The sequence below is a fragment of the Candidatus Rokuibacteriota bacterium genome (assembly GCA_016188005.1).
Classification (GTDB): Bacteria; Methylomirabilota; Methylomirabilia; order Rokubacteriales; family CSP1-6; genus UBA12499.
In genome coordinates this window covers 1-23,959 of the sequence record JACPIQ010000064.1, presented here as the reverse complement: position 1 = coordinate 23,959, position 23,959 = coordinate 1, and the positions used below count along the sequence as shown (strand labels likewise).

The window sequence follows — 23,959 nt, the reverse complement described above, 5'->3', positions numbered from 1 at the left end:
TGGTGTCGCGGTAGGACTCCCAGGTCAGCTCCTCAGCCGCGCCGCCGACCTTTTCGAGGGCCTGGTAGATGGGCACCGTGCCGATGGGAACGGGCGCGTTGCGGATGATCCACTCACGGGTCTCGTGGATGCTCTGGCCCGTGGAGAGGTCCATGATGGTGTCGGCGCCCCAGCGGGTGGCCCAGGTCATCTTCTCCACCTCTTCCTCGATGGAGGAGGTCACCGCCGAGTTGCCGATGTTGGCGTTGATCTTCACCAGGAAGCGACGCCCGATGATCATGGGCTCGGACTCCGGGTGGTTGATGTTCGCGAGGAGGATGGCACGCCCTCGGGCGATCTCCTCCCGCACGGTCTCCGGCGCCATGCCCTCGCGCAGCGCCACGAACTCCATCTCGGGTGTGATCTCGCCGCGGCGGGCGTAGTGCATCTGGGTGACGCGCCGTCCCGGGCGGGCCCGGAGCCCCCAGCGGCCGCTGGCCCCCGGCTCGACATCGCCCCGGTCGAGGATCCAGGGGCGCCGGAGCGGGGGGAGCCCCTGCTTCAGGTCCGGAGCGAAGTCGGGATCGGTGTACAGCCCGCTGGTGTCGTAGAGCCGCAGGCTCTCACCGTTGCCGAGCCTGATCTCCTGGACCGGGACGCGGATGGACGGAAGCGAGCCGGAGAGGTAGGTCTTCATGTGGGCCTCCCTACGCTGGCATTACCCAGGTCAGGTGGATTGCGGTCGGCGGCGCGCGGTGGCCGCCCTCTCAGCCCGGTCCCCCGAGCTCCCGCGGTTTCGCACTTCCGCGATAGTCGTAGCCTACCTGCGTGGCCGACGCCGGTCAACCGATCGGGCGGGGGTGGCCGAGGAGCGCCCCGGGACTGACGGCCCTCACAAAGCCCAGCGCCCGGGCCGCCATTACGCTATAGTTCGGGCCGGACCCCGTCTGCTCATGGGTGGGTCGCGCACGAGGTGAGCATGCCCCCGATCGGGCTCGAGTCGATCCTGCACTGGCCACAGCGCCTGCCCGTGCTCTGCCGGCAGCGTCGCCCCTGATGACGCGCGAGGAGCGCGGCGCCTCCGCCGATCAGCACACCCGCGAGCTGGAGGTCTTCGCCGAGTCCTCCCGCCTCGTCGCCTCCACCCTCGATCTGGCCGAGGTGCTCGACCGCCTCGCCGGCATCGCCCGCGTCAGGCTCGGCGTGGATGTCGTGAGGATCTGGCTGAGGGATGAGACCCCGGGGGACCTGCTCCTGCGCGCCCAGACGGGCACCCGTCGCCAGGACGTGGCCTTCCTGACCAGGCTGGCCTCGGGCGAGGGGCTGGCAGGAGCGGTGATCGCTGGCGGGGAGCCCATCGTCGTTGCCGACGTGATCACCGATCCGAGGCTCAAGAACAAGGTGTGGTTCGAGGCCGAGGGCCTCACGTCCATGATGCTCGTCCCCATCGTGCTCGACATGGCTCCCATCGGCATCGTCGCCTGCATGACGTACGCACGCCGTGAATTCCTGGCCGCCGATGTGGCCCTGGCCGCGGCGGTCGCCGCCCCGGCGGCCCAGGCCGTGAGGAATGCGCGGATCCACGCCGAGGCGCTCGGCCGGCTCGGCGAGATCCAGGCCTTCCAGCGGGTGACCGCCGAGACCCTGGCCGCCCCCGATCTCGAGACGGCCCTCCGGGCGCTCGTCAGAGAGACTCGGCACCTCCTCGCGGCCGACGCCGCCGTCTGCTCGCTCGTGGATCCCGGGACCCAGCGGACCGACCGGATCGTCGGCCTCGGGACGGAGACGGCGGGGCTGCCCCGCTATCGGGTCGCCCCCCGCGCCGGGCTCGGGGGGGCGGCGCTCGCCGCGCGCCGGCCCGTGCGGACGGACGACTACTTCGCCGATGCGCGCTTCGCCCGGATCCCCGAGTTCGACGGCTGGGCGCGCGCCCAGGGGATCAAGGCCATGATCGGGACGGCCGTCATCGATCGGGATGGCGCAGCGCTCGCATTCCTGTGGGCGTTCAACCGGAGCGCGAGCCCCTTCACGGCCAACCACGAGGAGCGGCTGGCGCGTCTCTCCCAGCAGGCGACCGTCGCCATCGAGGAGGCCCGGGGCTTCGAGGAGGAGCGGCGCCGGGCCCGGGAGAACGCCGCGCTGCTGGAGATCGCGCGGGCCTGCAGCACGACGCTGGACCTGAAGCCGCTGCTCGGCGAGGTGTCGCGCCAGGCCGCGCTGGCCGTCGGCGTGGAGCGCTGCACGATCAGCCTGTGGCAAGAGGGCCACCTCGTCCCCCTCGTGTCCCAGTTCGCCGACGGGCGCGCGGCGCCGGACATGTGGCTCACGCTGAAGGGCATGCGGGGAGAGGGCTGGGAGCGGGTGCCGGTGATAGAGGAGGCCACGCGGTCCAGGCAGCCGGTCGCCGTCGAGGACGCCGCCGTGAGCCCCCTCATCCCCGCGAGGTGGGTCGAGGCCTTCCAGACACGCGCAACGCTGGCAGTGCCGCTGGTCTCGAAGGACGAGACGATCGGGGTCATGCTCCTGGGCGACACCCGGGGGCCGCGGCAGTGGAGGCAGGGGCAGCTCGACCTGGCCATGACCATCGCCGCCCAGGTGGCGCTGGCCGTCGACCGGTCCCGCCAGTACGAGGCGGCATCCCAGCGCGCGGTCGAGGTCGAGACGCTGTCCGCCATCGGGGCGACCCTTGCCTCCACGCTCGACATCCAGGCGGTGCTGGAGGCCGTCGCCGATTCCGCGGTCACCCTGATCGGCGCGCAGCGCGCCGCCGTCTTCGAGCTGGACGAGGCGGCCGCCTGCCTGCGGGCGCGGACGGTGCGCGGCGCGGCGGTCGCCGTGGGCTTTTCCGTGAGACTCGGCCAGGGTGCCGTCGGCGCCGCGGCCCTCACCCATGCGCCCGTGTGGAGCGCTGACATCCTGAGCCAGCCCCTGCCCGGCTCTGACCTCATCGTGGAGGAGCTCGGCACGACCTTCGGCGAGGCGGTCCGTGGCCACGGCTACCGCGGAATCCTCGGGGTGCCGATCATCAGCCGCGAGACGGCGCTCGGAGCGGTCTGTGTGTACTGGCAGGAGCCGCACGAGCCCGACGAGCGCGAGATCCGGCTGCTCACCGCCCTGTCGCGCCAGGCCGCCATCGCGATGGACAATGCCCGGCTCGTGAGCGATCTGCGGCGGACCCTCGACGACCTCAAGGCCGCCCAGGAGAGCGTGGTCCGCGGCGCCACCCTCCGCGCCGTGGGCGAGCTGGCGGCAGGCGCCGCCACCACCTCAACAACCTGATGGCCGTCATCCTGGGCCGGACCCAGCTGCTCCTCATGCGCGAGCCGCCCCAGCAGATGATCCAGAGCCTCAAGACCATCGAGCGGGCGGTGGTGGACGCGGCCGATACCGTCCGGCGCATCCAGGCCTTCGGACGCACCGACAGGGGAGAGGCCTGGTCGGCGGAGCTGGATGTCAACGCCGTCGTCCGCGAGGGGATCCAGCTCACCCGGCCGCGCTGGGAGCACGAGGCCCAGGTCAAGGGCGCGCGGGTGGAGATCGTGTTCGAGCCCGGGTCGCTGCCGGGTGCCTCGGGGCGGGCCGCCGAGCTGCGCGAGGTCATCGCGAGCCTCATCCTCAATGCCGTGGACGCCATGCCGAACGGGGGGCGGATCAGCATCCGGACCTCCCGCGTCGGCGATCGCGCCGTGGTCTTCGTCCAGGACACGGGGGTCGGCATGTCGGGCGAGGTGAAGCGCCGGGCCTTCGAGCCCTTCTTCACCACGAAGGGAGTGAAGAGCACGGGCCTCGGGCTCGCCGTCGCCTACGGGACTGTCCGCCGCCACGGCGGGGACATCACGGTGGAGAGCGCGGAGGGGCGGGGGACCACCGTCTCCTTCTGGCTCCCGCTGGCCCCCGCGGCGCCGGCGGTCCCCACCGCGCCACCTGCGCCGCCCCGGCCGGCGCGGACGGGCACGGTGCTGATCATCGACGACGAGGCCCCCGTGCGCGAGCTGGTGGTCGACGTGCTGGCCTCGAAGGGACACCGCGTGACAGCGGCCACGGGCGGGCGCGAGGGGGTCGAGCTGTTCCGGGCCGGGCACTTCGATCTCGTCATCACCGACCTGGGAATGCCGGACATGACGGGCTGGGACGTGGTGCGGGCCATCCGCGCCCAAGGCGCGGACGTCCCGGTGCTACTCCTGACCGGCTGGGGCGAGGTGGTCGAGACGCCGGACGGTGTCCGGGTGGATGGGCTCATCAGCAAGCCCTTCGACGTGGCCAAGCTCACCGGCGCGGTCGCCGAGGCCCTGGCTCGACGCTGACCTCGTTCCCGACACCAGACCTTCATGCCGCCTCATCGACTTGCCTACCGTCCTGTGCTCGGTTCGCCCACGAGCAGACCACCCATTTCGCCTGCGCGGATGCCGAGGGGACGGTGGTCTCCGTCACCCAGACCCTCGGGGCGCCGTTCGGCTCGGGCTTCGCCGTGCCCGGCACGGGACTCGTGCTGAACAATATCCTCAAGTGGATGGACCGTGACCCGGAGTCCCCCAATGTCCTTCGCCCGGGCAAGAAGGCGGGGACAATGATGTCGCCCACCCAGGTCTTCACGGACGGCGCCTTCTCCCTGTCCATCGGCACGCCCGGCTCCTACGGCATTCTGCAGGCCACGACGCAGATGCTCCTGAACGTGCTCGAGTTCGGCCTGAACGTCCAGGAAGCCATCGAGGCGCCCCGCGTGCGCGTCTATCGCGACCGCCTGGTGGACGCCGAGGGGCGCCTCGCCGTCGAGACCCGGGATGCCCTGGCGGGACGCGGCCATCAGATCAACGTCATCGAGGACTGGTCGTGGATCGTCGGCGGCGGGCAGGGCATCGCCCGCGACCCGGAGTCGGGAGCGCTCATGGCCGGCGCCGACCCCCGGCGCGACGGCTACGCGCTCGGGATCTGATCTGTCTCGGGCGAACGGGGGGGCGGGAGCGTGCGTATGAGCCTCACGGATAGGGTTGCGGTGGTGACCGGGGCGGGGGCAGGGATCGGGCGCGCCATCGCGCAAGCGCTGGGCGAGCTGGGGGCACGCCTCGCCGTCGTGGACATTGACGAGGCGCGGGCGCGGGAGACGGTGCGGCTCCTCGGCGGGACAGGCAGCCGGGCGCTGGCGCTCCAGGCCGACACGAGCCGCTCCGCCGACGTGGACCGAGCGGTGACGGCGGCCTGCGAGGCGCTGGGGCCGTTGGAGATCATGGTGAACAACGCCGGAGTCCTCGATGGGTACTGGAGCGTGGACGAGATGGACGAGGCCCTGTGGCGCCGAGTGGTGGACATCAACCTCACTGGGGTCTTCCTCGGCTGCAAGCGCGCGCTGCGCGAGATGCTGCCGCGCGGGCGGGGGCGGATCATCAACATGGCCTCGGCGGCCGGGCTGGGCGGCACGGGCGGGGGAGCCGCTTATGTCGCGGCCAAGCACGGCGTGGTCGGCCTCACGCGGCAGATGGCGGTGGCGTACTCGGGGCGTGGCATCACGGTGAACGCCATCTGTCCGGGCGTGGTGCTCACCGAGTTCCGCGCCCACTCACGGGAGATCCTCGGCCCTGGCACCCCCGACATGAGCGGCCGCGGCATCGCCGTGAGCGACGAGCAGGTGCGGGCCGTCACGCCGGCCGGCCGGCGGGGCACCGCGGAGGAGATCGCCGCTGCGGCCTGCTTCCTCGCCTCCGACGCCGCAGCCTACATCACCGGGCATGCCCTGGCGGTGGACGGGGGGTGGCGGGCCAGGTGACCCCAGGGGGGGTATACCCCCACCGGGTAGTGACTCCCTCGTGGGGACAGCCCCACCGATAGTATTTTTCGCTTGCCCTCCCTCGGCGCTTGAGGATAATACCCTCAACCGGATCGGGAGGCGCCGGGCGGCGAATCCCCAAACCCACTCGAGGGAGGCTTGAGAATGGCGAAGGCAAAGAAGGCGGCATTCGGAGGCTATTCGATCAATTTCAAGGGCTGCAGCGACACGCTGGAGTCCGTCATGGGTTCGGCGCCCATCGGCCCTTCCGAGATGACGAAGAAGATCTGGGCCTACGTGAAGAAGAAGAGGCTCGCCAAGAAGTAGGCGGGCGTCATCCCGGCCGGTTCATCCTCGCCACGCCCGGCGCCTCCAGGATCACCCGGCCCGTCGCCCTGCCCATCCCGCTCTCGTCTGGCGGGCGTGAGGCTCCAGCGCCCTCAGGGGCCTGCGGCGTGTCCGGCCCCGACCACCGAGCGGACGCTGGCGAGCGTCCTGTGAGCGCCGACGACGAGGGTGTGGGGTCTCCACATCGGCGGGCCTCCAGGCGGCGCCCGCTCAGCCCGCGGTGGAGAGCGATGCGCTCGGCCGGCGGGGGAGAAGCCGGCGCGCGGGGGCCGGGCGCCTGGGCTCCTCGCCTAGCTCGAGGCCGTTGGCGCTGAAGCCGTACTGGAGGAGCCGTTTTGCGTCACGGAAGGAGAGGCTCCGGGTCTGCGCGCCGAGGACCACGAGGAGGAAGCGCTGGCCCGCGCGCCACGCTGCCACGGCCAGGTTGTATCCCGCCTCGTTGGTGAAGCCGGTCTTGAGCGCCTGCACGCCGCCCGGATCGTCGAAGAGCGGGATGCGCCGGCTGTAGACCCGGCCCCGGTAGATGAAGTTCTTGCCCCCGAGGACGGTGCGCGAGGTGGGGTGGTCCTGGACGAGCCGCCCGATGAGTGTGGCGATGTCCTGCGCCGTCGTGCGTTGCTGGGGATCCGGCAGCCCGTGGGCGTTGGCGAAGTGCGTGGAGGCGAGCCCCAGCCCCGCGGCCTTGGCGTTCATGCGGATGACGAACTCCTCCTCGGCACCGCCGAGATGCTCCGACACCGCCGTGGCGGCATCGTTGGCCGAGGCGATGGCCACGCCCTCCAGGAGCGTGCCGAGGGAGACGGTCTCCCCCGCGCGCAACCCCATCCGGTAGCGCGGGGTCTCGGCGGCGCGGCGGCTGATGGTCACCGGTTCCTCCCACTGGGCGCGCCCGGACTCCAGCTCCTCGTAGGCGAGATAGAGCGTCATGAGCTTCACGAGGCTGGCGGGGGCGTGATCCTCGGCCGCGTTCCTGGAGAAAAGCACCTTGCCGCCCGAGTCGAGGAGCAGGACGGCCTCGGCGCTGAGGGCCGGGGTGTGGCCGTTCTGGGCCCAGGCGGGCGCCGCCACCAGCCAGAGCATGAGGCCGAGCGTCAGGATCGAGCGCACCATCGAGGATTCTACGCGATGCGGGGCGCTCGCCAAAAGAGAAAAGACTAGCGGACGGCTCGCTTGAGCTCCTTGGAGGGCCGGAACCGCGGTGTCCTGCCTCCCACCACGTTCATGGGCTGCCCCGTGCGCGGGTTCTTGCCCTTGCGCGGCTTCCGCCGGCTCACCGAGAAGGTCCCGAAGCCCACGAGCGTCACGGGCTGGCCCCGCTTGAGCGAGGTGCGGATGGAGGCGAGCAACGCCCGGAGCGCCCTGTCGGTGGCGGCCTTGCTCCAGCCGCTCGCCGATGCCATGGAGGCCACGAGGTCCGCGCGGGTCATGGTGAGAGGGCCGCATGCTAGCAGACCGGGGCTTGGAGGGTCAAGACGGGTGATGGTATCGTTTCGCATCATGCGTCGCGCCCCGGTCACCCTCCTCCTCGGCGTCGCGCTGGCCGTCGGGGCGGGCCCGGCCTGGCCCGCGGGGGCCCGGCACCCCGACCTCGACGCTGACACCCGCACCGGTGAGCATCCGCGCGGGAGCGCCGTCACGACGGACCCGGGCGCGCCGTCGATGGAGCTCGCCCTCGACGCCCTCCCGCGGCCGCCGGGCATCCCCTGGGACCGCCTCGACGCAAGGGCGTACGATCTGGTGCGCGACGTCGTGGCCGGCGCCCTCGTCGAGCGCGAGGTGCGTGACATCGCCTTCCGGAGCCGCCCGGCCGTCTTCGAGTTCCTCCTCGACCATCCCGACTTCGCTGCCGACGTCGCGCGGGCGCTGCGCCAGGGGAAGTACCGGCTGAGGCGTGTGGGCGACGCCTACGAGGCCGACGATGGCCGCGGCGCGCGCGGCTGGCTCACGCCGGTCTTCGCCGCCCCGGGGCGGCGCCTCTTCCACCTCTCAGGCCGCTACGCCCCACCTCTGCTGCCAACCCTCTCAGGGCGGCTCGTCGTCCTCCTCGACAGCGAGCACGTAGAAGGCCCCGACGGCGTCACGTACTGCGCCATGAGGGTCTCGGGCTTTCTCAAGCTCGACTCACTCTTCACCGAGGCGCTGGCCCGGGTCGCCCGGAGCTTCTCCGAGGCGCAGGTGGACAGGCGGGTGCGGCGCTTCTTCCGGCACGTCGCGGCCGTCAGCCGCCGCGCCTACGACGACCCGGAAGGCCTGGCGGAGCTCGTGGCGGGACGTCCCGAGCTCCACCCGGAGCTGGCGGCGGAGTTCCGGAACCTGATCGTCGCCCACCTGCCGCCGCCCTGGTCGGAGCAGCAGCGGTTCAGGCTGCTCGAGGCCGCCCCGCTGGGGGACCCGCAGGAGTGAACGAGGCGTTCCCGGGTGCTATACTGGCGCCCGCCGCTCGTGCCGGTCACCGACCAGCCGGGGTAGCTCAGTGGCAGAGCAATCGATTCGTAATCGATAGGTCGCGGGTTCAACTCCCGCCCCCGGCTCCATCTTTTCCGCTACTTCTCCACCGCCACCGCGGCCGGCGCGGCCTCATGTGCTGACTGTGTGCTGACGGAGGCCTCGGTCGGTGTGGCCGTCCGCTCCATCTCGCTCCGCAGGTAGCTCGGGCTCAGGTGGGCGTACCGGGAGGTCATGGCCAGCGTGGCGTGCCCCAGGATCTTCTGGAGAGCTTGGAGGCTGCCGCCGCGCATCATGAACCACGAGGCGAAGTGGTGGCGGCAGTCGTGGAAGCGGAAGTCCTCGAGCTTGGCCTCCGACACCGCGTTCTCGAAGGCGGTGCGGATGAGCTTGTCGGGCCAGAGCCGCCCCTCGCGTGGCTCGGGCATCGCGGCCAGGAGGTTGTAGACCGGCTGGCGCATGGGCACCTCGCGCCGCTTGCCGCTCTTCGTTCGCTCCAGGCGGAGCACCCCGCGGCTCAAGTCCACCCGGTCCCACGTGAGCCCCAGGACCTCGCCGTACCGCATGCCGGTCTCCAGGGCGACGGTGACGATCTTGACGAGGTTCGGGTTCCTCGACTTCTGACAGGCCGCCAGCAGCTCGCCCTCCTCGCCGGGCTCGAGCCAGCGAATGCGGCCCTCTGGCTCCTTCCCCAACCGGATCCTCGGGACAGCTGCCAGGGCGCCCCATTCCTCGTGCGCGAGTCGGAGCAGATGCCTGAGCAGCGCCAGCTCGCGGTTGACGGTGGCCACGCCGAGGGGGCGCCGCTTGCCCTCCGCGTCCTTCCGGCGCTCTGATGGAATGCTGAGGCGCCCGTCCCGGTAGAGGCTAATCGCCTCGGCCGTGATCTTGTCGAGCCGTCTCTCCCGCCCGAAGTGGGCGAGGAGCCGCTTCAGGATGAGCTTGTCGCCCCCGAGGGATTGCTTCCGGGCCTTCGCCTGCTCATACCGCTCGGCCGCCTCGCCCAGCGCGATCGGCTTCGCCTTCGGCCTGTCCCTCTCGAGCAGCCGCTTCGCGAGCGCCTGCTCCGCGTCGTCCTCCGTCCACTCCGCCCGGAAGATCCGCTCCTGCTTGTCGTCCACCTGGAGCGTGTAGCCCCAGGAGACCTTCCGCACCTTGTGGCCCGTGGGGCCGCGACTGTACCAGACACGTTTCTTGACCTTGGCCATCAGCCCCTCCCCGTGGCCGGGCCCTGTGCAGACGTCTGCACGGCCGGCGTCTCGACGTTCCGCCCCTCAGCCGGCGCGCTCGGCCGGCGCCAAGGGCGCGGCGATCGTTTCAGAGAACTCTCCTCGTCGGCCGCTGTGGCGAGTGCAAGCCAGAGCGCCCACGCCCGCTCCTGGACGGCGTCGAGCCGCGCGAGCGCTTCCAGATCCTTCTCGTGTCGTGCCAGTGGCCGTAAGCGCGCAGCCACGTCGCTGAGCACGGCCGGCAGCACCTCGAGCTGTCCCACCACGTCCGGCGCCTCCAGGAAGCGCCGGAGCGCGTCGGACGGCGCGGTGAGCCGTCCACGGAGCGGGTCAATCGGCTCCCGCGCCCCGCGGAGGTCAGGCCGGCCGATGCGTGGAATCCCCATCGTTCCTCCCTGGGCTGACGCGATGGCGAGCCATCACGGTGCACACGTAGGGCCGGCGGCAGCCTGGGCAGAGATGGGCCAGCTCGTCAGAGGCGCTCATCGCGACGAGCTCGGTGGTCATTGCAGAGACACCTCCTGCGGATGTACGGCGCGGAGGCCAGCGCGGATCTCCTGCACGCTACGACTGATGCTCTCGACCGCCCAGCGCTCCAGCGCCCCGCTGAGATTCTCGCGGTCGCCCTCGACGGTTGACCACCAGGTTGGCGGCGCCGTCTTCTTGTCCATCCGCAGGAAGCCCAACTCTCCAACCTCAAGCTGATCCAGCAGCCAGGCCGCCGCCTCGATCGTGTCCAGCTCCAGGCTCACGCCGGCGAGCTTGGAGCTGACGTCCTCGGGGGACAGCGCGACCGCGGGCTCCAACCTCATGCGGGCCATCACGCGGCCCGCCTCTTGGGCGTGCGCCGCTCCCGAGGCTTGAGGGCGCGCGCCGGGGCGGGAGGAGCGCCCTGAGCCTCCAGTAGCTCCATCGCCCTGACGCCGAGGCGCTCCAGGAGACTCCCGGCCTCGCGCACCAGCTCCACCGCGGTGTCCTCGTCGTACTCATCGCCCGGCCGCTCCAGCGCCAACCCGAGGATCTCCACGAGCGCCCCGACCTTCCGCATGTTCTCGACCAGGTCCCGCGGCGCCGCGGCGTTCCTGTCAATGCCTCCCCAGTACAGGAGCGCCATCACGCAACCGCCTTCCGCTTCGGCCGTGCCTCGGCCGGCGCCATCGTGCCCTTGATGCGCTCGTGGAGCTCCACTGCCTTGACGAAGACCTCCTCCATCCGCCTTTCCAGATCGCCCCGGAGGAGTCTGAGCGCCGCGTCCCGGCCATTCAGCCGGCGGTAGGCATCGGCGTCTTCCCCGAGGAGCCCATCGTTGCCCCAAATCGTCCTGCCGGCCTTCGCCTTGACGAGGTCCTCCAGGGCCTCGACATAGGCCTCCTGGGTTTCCGTGAGCGGCTCGGACAACGACGCGGCCTGCTCCGCCAGGTCCCGCAGCTTGTGCGCCTGCTCGGCCAGCGTCAAGACGGGCTCCGCGGTCGTGGCGGTTGAGCCCCGGCCCGCCGCCACCTCGCCGCGGACCTCGAGGATCTTGGCCGCGCGCCAGGCCTCGTCGGCCTTCTCGCGGAGCGGCCCTTTGGGGACACGGCGGGACAGGCTCACCAGGGATCGCACCAGGCCGGCCAGAACCTCGGCGTCGGACTTCGGCGTACCGTCTTGCTTCAGGCCGGGGGGCTTCGGTACACTGGGCTTGCTCATCGTCTCGCTCCTTCGCGGGTGTGGGGTTGTGGGCCTCGGCCCCCGCGCGGTGTTGACGCACCGCCGGGGGCATCTTTCACTTCATCAGGTCGGCCAGGGGCGTGCGGAGCGCCTTCGACAGTTTCTCGAGGAGCGCGAGCGACGGCGTCCGGTGATGCGGAGCGTCGTCGGGCGCTTCGATGTTGGCCAGATGCACGCGGCTAATGCCGAGCTTCTTCGCCAGCGCCGCCTGGCTCAAGCCCCGATCCGTGCGAAGACGTTTGATCCTCATGCCGAGCCGCCTGGGGGACACTGTAATCTCCTTGATTACACGTTGTCAACCGTTCTCTTCGGCCCCTACTTCCGCCACGGCCACAGCAGCCAGACCGTGAACGCCACCACCACCACGAAGGCCGCCTGGAAGAGCTCCGCCTCGGTCACGCCGATCATGCCTCCTCCCCCAGCCGCCGCCGCACGCCCTGGAGGATCTCCGCAGCCCGCTGATGCAGCGCCTCGGCCTGGTCCAGGGCGGCCACGAGCGCCTGGTCCCGGGCCGTCCGGGCCTGCGCCTTCCGCTGTCGGCTCCGGGCGGCCCGACATTTCCCGGAGCAGACCTCCTGCCCGGCGTGGATGGGCGCCTCCTGGCAGACCGGGCATCGCCGGGAGCCTAGCACAGGGGCGCTCAGAGGCGCACGTGCGCCCTGGCGGCAGCGTTCTGAGAGGGGTTTGGGCAAAGACATGGAGGAACCCTAGTCCTGACCTTCTGGAGTGGCCTGGACGCCGTCAGAGGGCGTTTCCATGGGGTCGCTACAACTCCACGACTTCGGGCAGCCGGGCCCGGGGCTTCCACACGTGGATCAAGCGGGCGCAGGCCGGCGGGCGCGGCGCCGCGGCTAGGGCCCGGCGCTCCATCGGGCCCGGGGGCCGGGTGGCCTTCACCTGCACCAGGCACCAGCCGGCGGCGCTGTAGCCCACGAGGTCGAAGTCTCCCTTGCTGGCCGCGGCCCGGACCACGGTGAACCCGGCCGCCTCCAGGACCTCGCGGCCCCGGTGCTCCAGTCGGCGCCCCTTCGCTGACGTGTTCATGTTCGCGCTACCTACTCGGCGCTCCTGCACTCCGAGTGCATCCGGTGGGCCGGGGACTCAGCCAGGCGCGGCTTCCCGCAGGAGAGGCAGGGCAGCATCTTCGGCCAGCCCGGGCGCCGGGGCCGTCCTGGAGCCTTGGCAGGGCGGGGCAGCACCGGCCGGGCGCTCACGGCCGTCATGGCGTCCCGCCGACGAGCGCGCGCCGCGCGCGCTTCCGGGCTCGTCGGGCCTTCAGCCGCCGCCGCTCGCTGCGGGGGCGGAAGAACGCCTGTCGGCGCATCGCGTAGAAGGTGCCGTCGCGCTCGAGCCGCTTCCGGAGCTGGCGGAGGGCGGCCTCCAGGTTGCCTGCGACGGGGAGGATCATGTCAGGCGATCGCCTGCCAGGCGTATCACACGCGGGTTCCCTGGCCGTGGCAATCGACCAGATAGAGCCGTCGCCGGCCATCGCTCCCGGTGACGATCACGGGCTCGATCTCGCCGGCGGGCGGTCTCGGCGCGGAATCCTGCCTCAGTGCGTGAAGGGCTGCCGTCTCCTCCGCGGCGCTCACGGGCGGCGGGCTCAGGGTGCAGGCGAGCGCGGCGGCCATGATGGATTGGCCGAAGACGTCAGCCGCCGGCGGCCGGCCGGGGGGAAGCGTCTGGATCCTCGCGGCCCAGGCCTCCAGGATCTCGCGCAAGGCCTGGAGCGGGGCCGCGTTGATCCGCGGCATGAAGCCGTACGCCCGGTTGATCGCCATCGTCTCCGGCTGCTCGCAGGCCTGGAGAATCACCTCCGCGCGGAGCCGCCACTGCAGCACGAGAGAGCCGAGGTTCACGAGCTGACCTGACGGGTCGTCGGCGTCCTCCGCCACGGCCCGGAGCGTCTGCAGCAGCGCCGGGACGAGCCCCTCACTGATGACGACGAGCGCGTGTACGGCCTTGCCTTGGACCGCGAACGTCTCGGCCGTCGCCAGGGCATGCGCCGCGTCCCCCGGCGCGGCCGACGCGGGCAGATCCGCCGTCACGGCGCCTCGTAGACGACGGCCTCACCCTCGGCCCGGAGCTCCGCCGTGGCGCGGGTGTAGGTCATCGTCAGGTCGCGCACGAGGGCGGGTCCGAGGCTCATCGGCGCGGCGCCGGCGTAGGGCGTGTAGGCCGTGATCTCCAGCACGTCCCCGACCGCGAGCCAGGGCATCGCCGGGCCCGCGAAGCGGAACGGGCGCTCGTAGACGCCTGAGCAAGCCGTGATGAGGGCGAGCTGGTAGGCGAGGCCCGCCGCGTCCAGGTTGCGGTTGCTGGACCTGATGGGGATGGCCGTCGGATCGTCGGAGAGGGTCGCCGTCAGCCGGATCGGGGTCAGGTCGGCGTCGGCGAAGTCGGCCAGCCCGGTGGCATCGTGCGGGAAGAAGAAGATGACCGGGCCTTTCCCCGGGGGCCGCAACCCTCCGGGCGGATAGCCGGCCGCCAGGCGTTCACGGCTACTGCTGCCGGTCGGTTGCCAGTTCCTGTCGAAGGTCGTCCGCGCCTCAGTGACGCGAATCCACCCAAGCAACTCATCCCTCCACGTCGTCGTCACCTCCTCCGCCTTCGTGATTGTTTGCGTGCCGTCGAGCGCGTAGGCGTACTGCCAGACTCGCGTCGTCTGGAGACGGAGGAATCGTTGATCGTCATACGTGTAGTCGGTCGCTTCCCGCAGCGTCTCCTTCAGCTTCTTGACTGTGCCGCTGACCCCCGACGTGCTGCTGGTTTGCTCAACGAGTGTTGAGACGATCGTGACGGAGGATCGCGGGAGCGGCTGGTTGATCGGGCCCCGCGGTCCATAGATCGACTCGTCGAGCGTGATGAAAATCTCCTGCTCGTTGGTCTGCACGAACTTGAGCTTCCCATCTGAGTCAGGGACCAGGCGAAAGACTTTCTCGACGCTATACTCGAGGAGCCGGTCAGGCATGCGCCACCGCTCCGTGCGCTCCGTGCGCGAGGTGACGGTCCCGAAGGCGTCTCTCGTCTCCTGCGCCGTCCTCACCGTGAGCGGCTCGCGGTTCGGGTCGGGGTTCCCCTCATCATCGCCCCCGACCCAGATGATCCCGCCCTCGTCGTCCACGGTCTGGGTGAGCCGGGAGGATTCGAGCCGCCCCTCGAGCACCACCGACCCGATCAGCGGGTGCCGCCGGCGCTCCCCCTGGACGGCATCGCACCGGGCCGCGGCCATCGTCTTGGTGACCGTCGCCGCCGGCGAGAGCACCCGCTGGGTGATCCGGATCACCGAGGCCTGCGCCCGGATGTCCACGCCGAGCGGGGCGAAGTCCCAGGGGGCGACGAGCTGGCGGAACAGGCTCAGGATCGAGCCGACCGCCGAGAACTCCTCGTGCATCGTGTAGTCCCGGATGCCCCAGTAAAGAGCCAGCCCGGTGCCCGCCAGGAGATCCGTGGCGATGCCCCTGGCTGTCCAGGCGCCCACCTTGGTCTCCACCTCGGGCTCGCCCTCAACAGGCGCTACAGCCTCCAGGACGGCCGGGGGCGGGGTGGGGACGTAGCGGATAGCCCGCTGGGTCCTCATCAGGCTGTCCATGGCGTCCAGGCCCCGCAGGCGGACGCTGAGGCCCTGCCTGGCACCGGCCCAGGATCGGCCCGTGACCCGGCCCGCCTCGATCTGGTTGACGAGCTGGGCGACGTCGGAGCCGTCCAGGAAGCCCATGGCGAGGCGGACGGTGGTCGCGGCGTCGTCGCCGGTCATCAGCGAGAGATCCGGCGTCTCCAGCTCCCACGCTGCGGCCGGGGCGTCGAGGGTGGCCCGGATGCTGAGGCGCGTGATGTCATTGGGGAAGCCCAGGATCTGCTGTGAGACCGTCGGCGCGGGGCCCGTGAGGACCAGCGCACCGGTCCCGGGCGTGAGCGTGGTCTGCCCGCTGATCTCCACGGCGCCGGCGCTGCCGGCCAGCACCAGGGCTGCAGCCGACGGCGTGATGCGGGTGTCCGTCAGCAGCGTCGGGGCAAGGCCCGAGACGGACAGACTCCCTGCCGATGGAGTGACCGGGGTGCCCTGAACGGCTCCCGGCACAGCTCCGGAAAGTGCCACGCCGCCGGCCTGAGGCGTCAGGAAGCTCGCCTGGAGAACAGTCGGCGCGGCGCCCTGAAGGGACAGCGCTCCAGTCGCCGGGGTGAGGATCCCTTCCTGCGGGAGGCTCGGGGCGAAGCCGGTCAGCGTCAGGGCGCCCGTGGCTGGCGTGATGGCAGTCGGCGTGCTCAGACCGGGGGCGACCCCCGAGAGCGTGAGGGCGCCCGCAGGAGGCGTGAGGCGGATGTCCTGTCCCATCGCCGGCGCGATGCCGATCGCAGCGATGCTGCCGGTGGCAGGCGTGAGTCGATGGTCGATGACCAGCCCAGGAGGGGATCCCGCAAGGGCGAGCTGGCCGCTGAGCGGGGTCCGAGTCGTCTCCCCTATCAGTATCGGGGCGGCCGCGGCGAACGACAGCGCCCCCGTGCCTGGCCGGATGCCGAGGTCGATGACCACCGACGGCGCGGTGCCCATCAGCGAGAGCGAGCCGGCTTGCGGCGTGATGCGGGTGGACGCCACGACAACAGGCGCGGCCCCGTCGAGGATCAGCGAGGCTGGACCTGGCCCCGGGGCGACGAGCGGCGTGAGGACCGTCCCGAGGATGCGCGAGGGCGCCGCCCCGGAGAGGAGGAGGCCACCCGTCGCCGGCGCGTGACGCGTGCCCACGACGAGTTCGGAGGCGCCTCCGACGAACTCCAGGGACGTGATCGTCACGCCCTCGCCGGCGCGGCCGGGCGTGAGCGTCAGCCCGAGGACGGGCGGCGCGCTGGAGAGCGATAACGCCCCCGTCGCCGGGGTCACGGCGGTGTCGGTGGCGGCGTCGAGGCCCGGGGCAGCGCCTGTGAGGCCGAGCGCCCCCGTCGCGGGCGTCAAGATCGTGCCGAGGATCAGGCTCGCGGCGAGGCCCGTGGCCACCAGGGCGCCGGCGGCTGGGCGGCGGGACCTCGAGTCGAGCCCGAAGAAGAGCTCGCCCTGGCCAGGAGTGATCTGTGTGTCAGCCATCAGGCGGCCTTTCGCTCGACGTCGAGGGCGTCGGTCACTTGCCCAGCGCCCCCTCGAGCTTCTTGATCTGCGTGGCGAGCCGCTCCACGTCCCGCCCCCGGGCGGCAGACCCCGCGGCGAGGAGCCGGCGGGACTCCTCGGCGGCGCGACGGATCACGTCGCCGGCCGCGAGAGGATTGCTGCGGGGACGCAGGGGATCGAGCACGGTATCGGCCTCCTATCCGAGCGGCGTCATCGGGTCGCGCCGGAGCCGCCCGATCTCCGCCCCCATGTGCCAGCGCTGGCGGGCGTCGAGGTCGTGATCGAACCTGGCCGCGAGTGCCCGGGTACCACCCGCTCGTCCCGCGAGCTGCGCAGCGCGCCCCAGCGCCTGCTCGATCCCGCCCATGCGATCCGCCATCCCGAGTCGGACGGCCCGCTCGGCCCCGACGACGGCGCCCTCGCCGAAGCCCTCGCGGACGGCCTGCTGAGCGACCCCGCGGCCCCGGGCGACGGCCTTCACGAAGAGGCTGTAGAACTCGTCGACGTGCACCTGGATCTCCGCGCGGGCCGCCTCCGACAGCGGCTCGTGCTCGGCGCCGAGGACCTTGTTCTTGCCGGCGGAGATCATCGTGATCTTCACCCCCTCCTTGGCGAGCGCCTCGGAGAGGTCATGGTGGGCGGCATAGACGCCGATGCTCCCGACGAGGGCGGAGGGCGCGACGACCAGCTCCGAGGCCGAGGCCCCGATCCAGTAGGCGGCCGAGGCCATCATGGGGTTGGCGAAGGCGACGACGGGCTTGACGGCGCGCGCCTGGAAGACCGCATCGGCGAACTCGGCGACCCCGCCGACGCTGCCCCCGGCGCTGTCCATGTCGAGGATGATCGCGCCCACGCTCTCGTTGGCCACGAGCTGCTGGAACTGCGCCACGAGCTCCTGCGTGCTGACCGCGCCGCTCGTCTGCGAGAGCGCCTCGGCGCGCGGGAGCAACAGGCCGACGATCGGCATGACGGCGATGGCCCCGACCTGGCCGCGCGCGCCGCGCCCCGCCGCCCGCTCCTGGCCCGGAGCGATGCGCGCTTCGATCTCTTCGTCGGTCAGGCGCTTGCCGGCGGCCCGGAGCGCCAGGATGCCGGCGAGCTGGGCGAGCATGTCGCGGTGGATCGCCCAGGGCATGGACAGGACTTCGGCCAGGATCCGCTCGTACCTCATGGTCAGCTCCTCTCCGCCGCGGCCAGCTCGGCGGCCAGCTCGGCGAGCACCTCCGACAGGTCGGCACCGGCCGGCGGGCGCGGCGCCGCGGCGATGATCCGGAATCCCGGGAGGATCCCAGGGCGCCCGGCCAGCTCGAGCAGCCGGTCACGGATGAGCAGCCGCGTGTAGGCGTTCAAGCGGCTCTCTGCCACAGGACCCGGAAGCCGCGCGCCGCCGCGAAGGCGATGAGGCGCTCCTGGTAGGTCGCCAGCCGCGCGAGCAGCTCGTCCTGCGCGATCGGCTCGAGGGCGAGGCCTTCGACCTCGCGGCGCACCGCGCGGAACTCGGCGAACACCTCGCTCAGCTCGGCGCTGTTCGTCTGCTGGACCTGGACCGGCCCGAGGCGCCGGTGGTCATACTCCCATCCGATGGAACGACGCACCTTCAGCCCGACCTCCTCGGCGCTGCCGGCGGTCGCCTGGAGGTCGGCGAGGAAGTCGGCGATGGCGGGGTCCGCGAGCGTCCGGAGCTCATGCTCCACCGCCGTCAGATTGCGGTCCAGGTCGAAGGCCTCCCCGCGGGCTGCGCGCGACACGTCCCCGAGGCGGAGGGTGGCGGCCTCGAGCTGGGCGCGCGCCTGGTCCACCTCCTGCCGGGCCGCGGCGAGCCGCGGGGCGTGCCGCTCGACGGAGGCCCCCTTCTGGTCCGTGAGGGCGTGCCGCTCGGCCGCCAGTCTGCGCTGACGGGCGAGACGCTCGGCCGGCGGCAGCGCCGTGGGGGCGCTGCGCGGCGTCAGGTACTGCTTGATCGCTTCCAGGACGGCCATGATGCTCTCCTCTCGTAGATGGTCAGTCGGTCGTGAGGCCGCGCAGCCAGGGCTCCAGCGCCCAGCGCGCGGCCGTGTCTGGGTCCGCCCCGTCGAGGCCGGCCGCGCGGATGCGCAGCTCGCCGGCGCCGAGCACGAAGTCAGCAGGGCACTGCTCCTCGCCTCCGTGGGGGCCACGGCGCAGGACGTGGAGACCGGCGCTGGCACCCGTCGCCATGGACAGCGCGGCGCGCGCGTTGCCGGCCAGCAAAGCGAGCCGGAACTGCCCGGCCTCCTCGCGATGGCACGTCACACCACCGCGCGGCCCCGTCCCGCGTTGAAGGCCGCGGTCGCCGTCTCGCAGGCGTCCGCGAGGGCGCGCCAGTACGCTTCCGCCTGGCCGGCGATGGCCGCCGCGAGCTGCTCCACCCCCTCGGCCTCGTGCCGCTCGGCCTCCCGGCGCTGGGCCTGGCTCTGCGCGTGCGCCCGCCCCACCTCGCCGGCCCAGTGGTGAGCGGGGCGCTCGAGGCCTGTTCCGACCGATCCGGCGTCACTTCGCGTCGTGGTTCGCATCACGTCGTCTCTCCTCGGCCCACGCGATCGCTGGCGGGGCCGGTGCGATGAGCGCCTCGATTCCAGGTGGGATCGCGCTGCCTTCCAGGTCATCGGCGCCGGAGAGATAGGCGCGGCGGGCGACCACCGCATCCCGGAGGGCGAGGCCGGCGTCCGCCACCGCGGCGTCGAACAGGTCGAGCAGCGCGTCCGGGCCAGCCCTCATCGTCCCCTCCTCGTGTTCAGTGAGCTGCTCGTTGTTTCTCCATTGCAGCGCGCACCCGCGCCCTCGAGCGTGCGGGCAAGCTCTGGATCGTAGAGCCGCTCGGGCTCGAAGGCGCCAGGAGGAAGGCAGCGCTCCTCTTCTGGGGAGAGCAGGGCGTGACGCTGGAGGTAGGTCGCCTGGCTCTCGAGGAGCACGTCTCGGAGGTAGAGCGCGCCCATGCGTCGGCGGTCCGCCTCGTCGATAGGCGCGAGGCCGAGAACCCGCCGCTCGTCGGCGGGGGCGTCCCACCACCACCACGCGACCGGTCGCGTGCCCGGGCCTCCAGGCTCCGGGGCATCGAAGCCGGGCCGGTTGGCTTGGCGCCACGCCACGGGGTCCTGCCCCCAGAAGGTGACGAGCTCTTCGCGATGCTCGCGCCAGTCCCCGCCCGCGGCCTCCGCGTCGAAGTCGTCCTCGCGGCCATAGCCGTGCCCGAGGAGATCGTGGCCGATCAGCAGGTGCGCGCGGCGTCCGAGGCTGAAGGCCTCGCGTCGGCTCTTCGGCTTCCACCGCTTCCGTGGCATCGCTACCTCCGCCCCCGGATGCCCGGCGGCCTCGGCTCGCTCGCCGGGGGTTCCACGTCGAGCGCCAGCTCCCGCACCAGGCGCGCGAAGGCGGTCCGAGCGTCTCGTTCGACGGCGACCTCCGGCCGCGCCCGTGGGGCGCCGAAGCGGTCCTTGTAGACCAGACCGTGCCTGGCAAGCGCCTCGCGCGCCTGCTGAGCCCGATCCCAGCTCTCGGCCGCCGCCGTGAGCAGGCGGACGTGATGTTCCTCGAGCTCGTACTCGGCGACGACGCTCGCCCACCAGTTCCGCGTGGCCGCGCGGAGATGCCGCGGGGCCTTCGGGCTGTCACGATGCGTCACGCGGAGCCTCCGTCATGGCCGAATCGGCGTCCAACCGGGGCCCCCCCTCCCCAGGTCACCCCGCCCCCTGCCCCTCGCCTTCACGTCCTCGCCTCCCGTCCCGCTGCCGGCCGGCTGACCGCGGCCGGCGCGTGCCGACGCCGAGCCGCTCCCTGCTCCCGGTCCCTGAGCCAGCGCTCGAGGCGCTCTCGCGGGAAGCGCACGGTCCCGCCGATCTTGAGCACCGGCATGGTCGGATCGTCCTTCAGCCAGCGGTAGACACTCTTGCCCGAGACCTGGAGCATCTGCCCAACCTCCTCCGCCGTGAGATAGGTTGGCGCGGGCGGCACGCCGGCAACCTCGGCCGCGCCCTGGATCATCCGCCGAGCCCTCCCTGCCGGCACGGCCAGCAGGCCTTGACCGCTAGCCCGCGGCAGATCATGACCGGACATGTCCGCCCTTGGAGGCAGACCGGGCAGCGGTGGGAATGGACTAGCTCGTCTAGGTCAAACAGGGTGGGGCGGACAGCGGACACCCCTATAGAGAGAGAATGTCCGTCCGCCCCTCGGAAGGGGGTACTTCCCCCTACCCCTTCCGTCGGGAGCGGACACCCTGTCCGCTTGTCCGCGGACATGTCCGGGGTCATCGTGTCCGGGCTCATGCCGACAACCCCCAGCGCCCCTCGTCCAGGGGGATCACCTTGCCGGCGCCCCGGAGCCGGCGCAGGGTACGGGCGACGGTGTCTTTGGTGCTGCCCGTTGCCTCGACAAGGTCCGCCACGGTCTGGGCGCCAGGGACGAGGGTCTTCTGGATCTGGAAGGCCAAGCTGGTCCGGGCCAGCAGGTCTGGGGCCTGGCCGATGTCATGGGCGTGAAGGCTCGTCATGCCTTCACGGAAGATGAAGCGGAAGCCGAGCGGCGGGTAGAGGCGGCCGGCGTTGCTCTTGCGATGGAAGGCGGCGATCACCAGGTCCGCGCCCCCGTCCTCGTCGGCCTTCCGCAGCTCCCAGATGTTCCGGGCGAGGTTGAACACGAAGGCGCTGCCGAAGGGCTTGACCGGCCCGCTCCGCTGCTCGGCCGCCAGCTTCGAGACATGGGCCAGCACCAGCCGGGTCGCAGGGGCGAAGGATCGGAGCGCGGTCATGGTGCGCACGACCGCATCGGCGCCTTCCGGCTCCGGGCCGCAGGCGGGGGCGAGCGAGTCAACGATCACGAGGCCGACTTCGTGGCGGGCGATCTCGGCGCGCAGCGTGCTGGCCTCGTCAGCGAGGGCGCGGGTCATGGGCCGGTAGAAGATGGGCGGATCCGCGGACGCACCCCCGGCCTCCTGGAGCCGTGCGAGGCGGTCCTCGTGCTCGGGGCGGTGGCTCTCGTAGTCGAGGAAGAGCGTCGGCACCGCGGCCGTCGGCACCAGTCCGCCAGGAAGCGCCGTGCCCGGGCGGACAGCCTCCGCGATCGCGAGGGCGAGCAGGCTCTTGCCGCTTCCGCCGTCGGCAAAGATGATATTTGTCTCGCCCGCGAGCAGGAGCTTGGGCACGAGGTAGCGCGTGACCTCGTCGGCCAGGCGTGGCACGAGCGGCCGCGCGGGCTCTCCGCTCCGGAGGTCCCGGGCGGCCTGCCGGCAGACGCGCTCGAGGATCGGCCGCCAGGGCAGACCCGGCGCGGCCTGGTCGAGCTTGCGGACGAGGCCTTCACGGGCGGACGTGGACGCGAGGTTGAGCCTCCCCCAGTGGATCTCGCCAAGGACCCCGGAGACGACGGACAGCTCCCCGTGAATGCCGTCGGTGCTCTCGCGGAGCTGGCCAAGCGAGAGCGTCACGCCGTGGGCTGGCCAGGTGGCGGCCCACTCGTCGCCGAGGCGCTGGATCTCCGGCGCCTCCACTCGGAGCAGGCCCGGCGCCGTGCCGTCGAGCCCGGCCATCGTGGCGAGCGGGTCGGCGCTGGCGCGTCTCACCGGCGCGCTCCCTGGCGGAGCCGCACAGCGGCCTGGTCCAGCCGCGCGATGCGCTCCTCGAGCCAGCGCGACGGTTCGGCTCGGTGATGGATCAGCGCCGCCCACCGCAGGCGCGCGAGAATGCGTTCCGCGTCGAGCTCATCGAGCGTCAGGTGCGCGAGGTCGTCGTGATTTGCACGTTCGAACGACTCGGCTGTATCGAAGGCGTCTGGCTCGGAGTAGATAGCAGCCAGGAGCCGCTCGATGCGCGCGAGCGTCAAGGCGCGAGAGCTCACCGGCCGCTCGGCTCCTGCTCGAACGCCCTGAGTGCCAACATAATCTTCTCTGCGAGGCCCGGCCTCAGTGGACGTCGCCCGTTCATCATGGCGCCTAACTCGGTCGGATGAAGTCCGACGCGGGGAGCGAGATCGTAGAGGCGAATCTGCCGGCGCGCGCGTTCGGCTCGTAATTCGGCGGCGCTGATATCCATGGCGTCCTCCTTCTCGACGCCACGGTACTGAGGACTATGCGTGCGGGACAAGCATTTGAGGTTTCACAAAGACAGGGACTTGCTGATTTCTCAGCAGATCAGCAACTTCCTGACACTGCGGACTTCTACCGCGCCGGCGGGTACTTCCTCCACGCGCGCCAGACGGTGGCCCGGCCAAGGTTCTTCTCTGCGGCGACCGCTTCGATGGCCACGTAAAGCTTGTCCCCGTCCCTCAGCCGGTGGCTTACGGCAATGGAGAGCCCAACGTTCTTGCTGTCGCTGAACCTGGTGAAGATGTTCCCGCGCCCGCCGCGCCCGGGCCGTTTCATTTCCAGAGCCTCAGCAATCGCGACTGAGACGTCGCTCGGAGGACGCGCCCCGCCATTCATCGACCACAACCAGAATCGTCTCGCTACTCGATCCAGATAGGACAGGACCCACTTGGGCGCCGGGCGCTTTGCGGCTCGGCACTCCAAGTAGGCTCGCCAGACCAACAGCGGGTTCTTGGTCTTGTCGTATGTCTTCCCGTGGAGCTCGACTATCTCCGCGGCCACCCTCTTCTTCTCGGCCGGAGTGAACCCACCTTCGACGCGAACCCGTCGCGCGTTCGAGGCGATTTGATTGGCCATGTCGTCGAGTTCGGCGATGCGATCGATGGGCCTGGCAGGCGCTCGCTTTCGCCGGCGGTGCTTGGACTCTCTGGCCACCAGTCTCCTCCCTCAGGAGCCCTGGAAGAAATCGCGGGCAGGGCGCCAGGGAAGCACCTTTTCAGTCGGCCGGACCTAGCCCGCGATGTGGTCTATCTCGGCAACGCAGGCAATCCACGCGCGAACGCCTGCTGGATCCCCTTCTGCACCCCGACCGGCCATTCCCGCAGCCGATGCCCCATCGCGGTCGGCGACACGGCGTAGTGCTGCGCCAGGCGGATGGTGAGCGTCCGGGTCAGCTCCGCCTCGCTGAGCTTGGCGGCGCGCAGCTCGATGAAGAGCCGGGCGGCATCCTCACGCACCCGCTCCGGCGGCATCAGGACGGCCGCCGCGAACCGCTTGGCGTTCCGGTCGAGCTGGTCGTAGTAGGCCGGGTGCTGTTGGAGCGCGACGGCGTCGTCCAGGCTGGTCACGCTCCCCAGGAGCTCCCGATGGAGAACCAGGTGCCCGAACTCCTCGGCCAGGGTGAAGCGCGCCCGGGTCGCCCGACGATCGAACAGCTCCTCGTCGATGATCACGGTGAACCGCTGCTCGGCGGGATGCGCCAGGACGGCGCCTTCAACCGCGTGCTCCTGGGTGAGCCCGCGCACCGTATCAATGACCACCGTGGGATCGGCTTCAATCACCGCCTCCACGTC

At 71.4% G+C, this 23,959-nt stretch carries 35 protein-coding genes, 1 tRNA gene and 1 riboswitch; of the genes, 7 read left to right on the top strand and 29 right to left on the bottom strand.

Going from position 1 to position 23,959, the window contains the following annotated elements:
* Positions 1–676 (bottom strand): phosphomethylpyrimidine synthase ThiC (locus tag HYV93_12450; GenBank protein MBI2526780.1); only part of this gene is annotated, 676 nt, incomplete at its 3' end.
* Positions 667–781, bottom strand: a riboswitch (TPP riboswitch). (Overlaps the previous gene by 10 nt.)
* A gap of 254 nt (positions 782–1,035) precedes the next feature.
* Between HYV93_12450 and HYV93_12445 the strand changes: the two genes are divergently transcribed.
* From HYV93_12445 to HYV93_12425, 5 genes are all read left to right on the top strand, one after another.
* On the top strand, positions 1,036–3,258 hold the full coding sequence (locus HYV93_12445) for a GAF domain-containing protein (GenBank protein MBI2526779.1): 2,223 nt from the start codon (positions 1,036–1,038) through the stop codon (positions 3,256–3,258).
* Positions 3,258–4,283, top strand: coding sequence for a response regulator (locus HYV93_12440; GenBank protein ID MBI2526778.1), 1,026 nt, complete (start codon positions 3,258–3,260; stop codon positions 4,281–4,283). Before HYV93_12445 ends, HYV93_12440 begins: the two co-directional genes overlap by 1 nt.
* Positions 4,169–4,912, top strand: a complete 744-nt coding sequence (locus tag HYV93_12435) for a gamma-glutamyltransferase (protein MBI2526777.1) — start codon at positions 4,169–4,171, stop codon at positions 4,910–4,912. The genes HYV93_12440 and HYV93_12435 overlap by 115 nt, the downstream gene beginning before the upstream one ends.
* A 36-nt stretch (positions 4,913–4,948) precedes the next feature.
* A complete protein-coding gene (locus tag HYV93_12430; GenBank protein MBI2526776.1) occupies positions 4,949–5,740 on the top strand; it encodes an SDR family oxidoreductase in 792 nt (263 codons plus the stop codon).
* Between the two features lie 165 nt (positions 5,741–5,905).
* Positions 5,906–6,067: a hypothetical protein gene (locus HYV93_12425; protein ID MBI2526775.1), complete on the top strand. Its 162-nt coding sequence runs from the start codon at positions 5,906–5,908 to the stop codon at positions 6,065–6,067.
* A 231-nt stretch (positions 6,068–6,298) separates the two neighbouring features.
* Here HYV93_12425 and HYV93_12420 read toward each other — a convergent pair whose 3' ends face one another.
* Together HYV93_12420 and HYV93_12415 are read right to left on the bottom strand one after the other, a co-directional pair.
* The gene (locus HYV93_12420; protein MBI2526774.1) at positions 6,299–7,198 is read right to left on the bottom strand and encodes a D-alanyl-D-alanine carboxypeptidase; all 900 of its coding nucleotides are present in this window, start codon (positions 7,196–7,198) and stop codon (positions 6,299–6,301) included.
* 44 nt (positions 7,199–7,242) lie between these two features.
* Positions 7,243–7,515 carry an HU family DNA-binding protein gene (locus HYV93_12415; protein MBI2526773.1) on the bottom strand — a complete coding sequence of 91 codons (273 nt, stop codon included), beginning with the start codon at positions 7,513–7,515 and terminating at the stop codon, positions 7,243–7,245.
* A gap of 52 nt (positions 7,516–7,567) precedes the next feature.
* Between HYV93_12415 and HYV93_12410 the strand changes: the two genes are divergently transcribed.
* Entirely contained in the window at positions 7,568–8,491 is a 924-nt protein-coding gene (locus HYV93_12410) for a hypothetical protein (protein MBI2526772.1), read from the top strand.
* Between the two features lie 56 nt (positions 8,492–8,547).
* A tRNA-Thr gene (locus HYV93_12405) sits at positions 8,548–8,622 on the top strand.
* 9 nt (positions 8,623–8,631) lie between these two features.
* Here the strand turns inward: HYV93_12405 and HYV93_12400 are convergent.
* From HYV93_12400 to HYV93_12275, 26 genes are all read right to left on the bottom strand, one after another.
* Complete coding sequence (locus HYV93_12400) at positions 8,632–9,741, bottom strand: site-specific integrase (GenBank protein MBI2526771.1); 1,110 nt, start codon at positions 9,739–9,741, stop codon at positions 8,632–8,634.
* Complete coding sequence (locus HYV93_12395) at positions 9,741–10,148, bottom strand: hypothetical protein (protein ID MBI2526770.1); 408 nt, start codon at positions 10,146–10,148, stop codon at positions 9,741–9,743. The genes HYV93_12400 and HYV93_12395 overlap by 1 nt, the downstream gene beginning before the upstream one ends.
* A gap of 117 nt (positions 10,149–10,265) precedes the next feature.
* Positions 10,266–10,586, bottom strand: coding sequence for a hypothetical protein (locus HYV93_12390; GenBank protein ID MBI2526769.1), 321 nt, complete (start codon positions 10,584–10,586; stop codon positions 10,266–10,268).
* Complete coding sequence (locus tag HYV93_12385) at positions 10,583–10,876, bottom strand: hypothetical protein (GenBank protein MBI2526768.1); 294 nt, start codon at positions 10,874–10,876, stop codon at positions 10,583–10,585. The genes HYV93_12390 and HYV93_12385 overlap by 4 nt, the downstream gene beginning before the upstream one ends.
* Positions 10,876–11,451 (bottom strand): hypothetical protein, encoded by a 576-nt coding sequence (locus HYV93_12380; GenBank protein ID MBI2526767.1) that lies wholly within the window; start codon positions 11,449–11,451, stop codon positions 10,876–10,878. Before HYV93_12380 ends, HYV93_12385 begins: the two co-directional genes overlap by 1 nt.
* Positions 11,452–11,527: 76 nt before the next feature.
* The gene (locus tag HYV93_12375) at positions 11,528–11,722 is read right to left on the bottom strand and encodes a helix-turn-helix transcriptional regulator (GenBank protein ID MBI2526766.1); all 195 of its coding nucleotides are present in this window, start codon (positions 11,720–11,722) and stop codon (positions 11,528–11,530) included.
* 154 nt (positions 11,723–11,876) lie between these two features.
* Complete coding sequence (locus HYV93_12370; protein MBI2526765.1) at positions 11,877–12,104, bottom strand: DUF2116 family Zn-ribbon domain-containing protein; 228 nt, start codon at positions 12,102–12,104, stop codon at positions 11,877–11,879.
* A 133-nt stretch (positions 12,105–12,237) separates the two neighbouring features.
* A complete protein-coding gene (locus tag HYV93_12365) occupies positions 12,238–12,516 on the bottom strand; it encodes a hypothetical protein (protein MBI2526764.1) in 279 nt (92 codons plus the stop codon).
* A 175-nt stretch (positions 12,517–12,691) separates the two neighbouring features.
* Complete coding sequence (gene rpsU, locus HYV93_12360) at positions 12,692–12,880, bottom strand: 30S ribosomal protein S21 (protein MBI2526763.1); 189 nt, start codon at positions 12,878–12,880, stop codon at positions 12,692–12,694.
* A gap of 25 nt (positions 12,881–12,905) precedes the next feature.
* Positions 12,906–13,520 (bottom strand): hypothetical protein, encoded by a 615-nt coding sequence (locus HYV93_12355; protein ID MBI2526762.1) that lies wholly within the window; start codon positions 13,518–13,520, stop codon positions 12,906–12,908.
* Positions 13,517–16,552: a hypothetical protein gene (locus HYV93_12350; GenBank protein ID MBI2526761.1), complete on the bottom strand. Its 3,036-nt coding sequence runs from the start codon at positions 16,550–16,552 to the stop codon at positions 13,517–13,519. The genes HYV93_12355 and HYV93_12350 overlap by 4 nt, the downstream gene beginning before the upstream one ends.
* 34 nt (positions 16,553–16,586) lie before the next feature.
* Positions 16,587–16,757, bottom strand: coding sequence for a hypothetical protein (locus HYV93_12345; GenBank protein ID MBI2526760.1), 171 nt, complete (start codon positions 16,755–16,757; stop codon positions 16,587–16,589).
* A 12-nt stretch (positions 16,758–16,769) separates the two neighbouring features.
* Positions 16,770–17,744 (bottom strand): S49 family peptidase, encoded by a 975-nt coding sequence (locus HYV93_12340; GenBank protein MBI2526759.1) that lies wholly within the window; start codon positions 17,742–17,744, stop codon positions 16,770–16,772.
* A 2-nt stretch (positions 17,745–17,746) separates the two neighbouring features.
* On the bottom strand, positions 17,747–17,923 hold the full coding sequence (locus HYV93_12335; protein ID MBI2526758.1) for a hypothetical protein: 177 nt from the start codon (positions 17,921–17,923) through the stop codon (positions 17,747–17,749).
* The gene (locus tag HYV93_12330; GenBank protein ID MBI2526757.1) at positions 17,920–18,552 is read right to left on the bottom strand and encodes a hypothetical protein; all 633 of its coding nucleotides are present in this window, start codon (positions 18,550–18,552) and stop codon (positions 17,920–17,922) included. Before HYV93_12330 ends, HYV93_12335 begins: the two co-directional genes overlap by 4 nt.
* 22 nt (positions 18,553–18,574) lie before the next feature.
* Positions 18,575–18,844, bottom strand: a complete 270-nt coding sequence (locus HYV93_12325; protein MBI2526756.1) for a hypothetical protein — start codon at positions 18,842–18,844, stop codon at positions 18,575–18,577.
* Complete coding sequence (locus HYV93_12320) at positions 18,841–19,104, bottom strand: hypothetical protein (protein MBI2526755.1); 264 nt, start codon at positions 19,102–19,104, stop codon at positions 18,841–18,843. The genes HYV93_12325 and HYV93_12320 overlap by 4 nt, the downstream gene beginning before the upstream one ends.
* Positions 19,082–19,309 (bottom strand): hypothetical protein, encoded by a 228-nt coding sequence (locus tag HYV93_12315; GenBank protein MBI2526754.1) that lies wholly within the window; start codon positions 19,307–19,309, stop codon positions 19,082–19,084. Before HYV93_12315 ends, HYV93_12320 begins: the two co-directional genes overlap by 23 nt.
* Complete coding sequence (locus HYV93_12310) at positions 19,306–19,872, bottom strand: hypothetical protein (protein MBI2526753.1); 567 nt, start codon at positions 19,870–19,872, stop codon at positions 19,306–19,308. Before HYV93_12310 ends, HYV93_12315 begins: the two co-directional genes overlap by 4 nt.
* Positions 19,873–19,874: 2 nt before the next feature.
* Positions 19,875–20,213 (bottom strand): P27 family phage terminase small subunit, encoded by a 339-nt coding sequence (locus HYV93_12305; GenBank protein ID MBI2526752.1) that lies wholly within the window; start codon positions 20,211–20,213, stop codon positions 19,875–19,877.
* An 80-nt stretch (positions 20,214–20,293) separates the two neighbouring features.
* Positions 20,294–20,572: a helix-turn-helix domain-containing protein gene (locus HYV93_12300; GenBank protein MBI2526751.1), complete on the bottom strand. Its 279-nt coding sequence runs from the start codon at positions 20,570–20,572 to the stop codon at positions 20,294–20,296.
* Positions 20,573–20,849: 277 nt separating this feature from the next.
* On the bottom strand, positions 20,850–22,145 hold the full coding sequence (locus HYV93_12295) for an AAA family ATPase (GenBank protein ID MBI2526750.1): 1,296 nt from the start codon (positions 22,143–22,145) through the stop codon (positions 20,850–20,852).
* Positions 22,142–22,405 carry a hypothetical protein gene (locus tag HYV93_12290; protein ID MBI2526749.1) on the bottom strand — a complete coding sequence of 88 codons (264 nt, stop codon included), beginning with the start codon at positions 22,403–22,405 and terminating at the stop codon, positions 22,142–22,144. The genes HYV93_12295 and HYV93_12290 overlap by 4 nt, the downstream gene beginning before the upstream one ends.
* 11 nt (positions 22,406–22,416) lie before the next feature.
* Positions 22,417–22,614, bottom strand: a complete 198-nt coding sequence (locus HYV93_12285; protein MBI2526748.1) for a helix-turn-helix transcriptional regulator — start codon at positions 22,612–22,614, stop codon at positions 22,417–22,419.
* A 125-nt stretch (positions 22,615–22,739) separates the two neighbouring features.
* Positions 22,740–23,321 carry a hypothetical protein gene (locus tag HYV93_12280; GenBank protein ID MBI2526747.1) on the bottom strand — a complete coding sequence of 194 codons (582 nt, stop codon included), beginning with the start codon at positions 23,319–23,321 and terminating at the stop codon, positions 22,740–22,742.
* Positions 23,322–23,413: 92 nt separating this feature from the next.
* Positions 23,414–23,959, bottom strand: a 546-nt coding sequence (locus tag HYV93_12275; GenBank protein MBI2526746.1) for an ImmA/IrrE family metallo-endopeptidase, incomplete at its 5' end; no start/stop codon positions are given.

What these genes read in the sequence shown, in the direction of transcription:
- HYV93_12445 (MBI2526779.1), top strand. Translation starts at nt 1,036, where the DNA reads ATGACGCGCGAGGAGCGCGGCGCCTCCGCCGATCAGCACACCCGCGAG.
- HYV93_12440 (MBI2526778.1), top strand. Translation starts at nt 3,258, where the DNA reads ATGGCCGTCATCCTGGGCCGGACCCAGCTGCTCCTCATGCGCGAGCCG.
- HYV93_12430 (MBI2526776.1), top strand. Translation starts at nt 4,949, where the DNA reads ATGAGCCTCACGGATAGGGTTGCGGTGGTGACCGGGGCGGGGGCAGGG.
- HYV93_12425 (MBI2526775.1), top strand. Translation starts at nt 5,906, where the DNA reads ATGGCGAAGGCAAAGAAGGCGGCATTCGGAGGCTATTCGATCAATTTC.
- HYV93_12420 (MBI2526774.1), bottom strand. Translation starts at nt 7,198, where the DNA reads ATGGTGCGCTCGATCCTGACGCTCGGCCTCATGCTCTGGCTGGTGGCG.
- HYV93_12415 (MBI2526773.1), bottom strand. Translation starts at nt 7,515, where the DNA reads ATGACCCGCGCGGACCTCGTGGCCTCCATGGCATCGGCGAGCGGCTGG.
- HYV93_12410 (MBI2526772.1), top strand. Translation starts at nt 7,568, where the DNA reads ATGGTATCGTTTCGCATCATGCGTCGCGCCCCGGTCACCCTCCTCCTC.
- HYV93_12400 (MBI2526771.1), bottom strand. Translation starts at nt 9,741, where the DNA reads ATGGCCAAGGTCAAGAAACGTGTCTGGTACAGTCGCGGCCCCACGGGC.
- HYV93_12395 (MBI2526770.1), bottom strand. Translation starts at nt 10,148, where the DNA reads ATGGGGATTCCACGCATCGGCCGGCCTGACCTCCGCGGGGCGCGGGAG.
- HYV93_12385 (MBI2526768.1), bottom strand. Translation starts at nt 10,876, where the DNA reads ATGGCGCTCCTGTACTGGGGAGGCATTGACAGGAACGCCGCGGCGCCG.
- HYV93_12380 (MBI2526767.1), bottom strand. Translation starts at nt 11,451, where the DNA reads ATGAGCAAGCCCAGTGTACCGAAGCCCCCCGGCCTGAAGCAAGACGGT.
- HYV93_12375 (MBI2526766.1), bottom strand. Translation starts at nt 11,722, where the DNA reads ATGAGGATCAAACGTCTTCGCACGGATCGGGGCTTGAGCCAGGCGGCG.
- HYV93_12365 (MBI2526764.1), bottom strand. Translation starts at nt 12,516, where the DNA reads ATGAACACGTCAGCGAAGGGGCGCCGACTGGAGCACCGGGGCCGCGAG.
- rpsU (MBI2526763.1), bottom strand. Translation starts at nt 12,880, where the DNA reads ATGATCCTCCCCGTCGCAGGCAACCTGGAGGCCGCCCTCCGCCAGCTC.
- HYV93_12350 (MBI2526761.1), bottom strand. Translation starts at nt 16,552, where the DNA reads ATGGCTGACACACAGATCACTCCTGGCCAGGGCGAGCTCTTCTTCGGG.
- HYV93_12340 (MBI2526759.1), bottom strand. Translation starts at nt 17,744, where the DNA reads ATGAGGTACGAGCGGATCCTGGCCGAAGTCCTGTCCATGCCCTGGGCG.
- HYV93_12330 (MBI2526757.1), bottom strand. Translation starts at nt 18,552, where the DNA reads ATGGCCGTCCTGGAAGCGATCAAGCAGTACCTGACGCCGCGCAGCGCC.
- HYV93_12320 (MBI2526755.1), bottom strand. Translation starts at nt 19,104, where the DNA reads ATGCGAACCACGACGCGAAGTGACGCCGGATCGGTCGGAACAGGCCTC.
- HYV93_12315 (MBI2526754.1), bottom strand. Translation starts at nt 19,309, where the DNA reads ATGAGGGCTGGCCCGGACGCGCTGCTCGACCTGTTCGACGCCGCGGTG.
- HYV93_12310 (MBI2526753.1), bottom strand. Translation starts at nt 19,872, where the DNA reads ATGCCACGGAAGCGGTGGAAGCCGAAGAGCCGACGCGAGGCCTTCAGC.
- HYV93_12300 (MBI2526751.1), bottom strand. Translation starts at nt 20,572, where the DNA reads ATGATCCAGGGCGCGGCCGAGGTTGCCGGCGTGCCGCCCGCGCCAACC.
- HYV93_12285 (MBI2526748.1), bottom strand. Translation starts at nt 22,614, where the DNA reads ATGGATATCAGCGCCGCCGAATTACGAGCCGAACGCGCGCGCCGGCAG.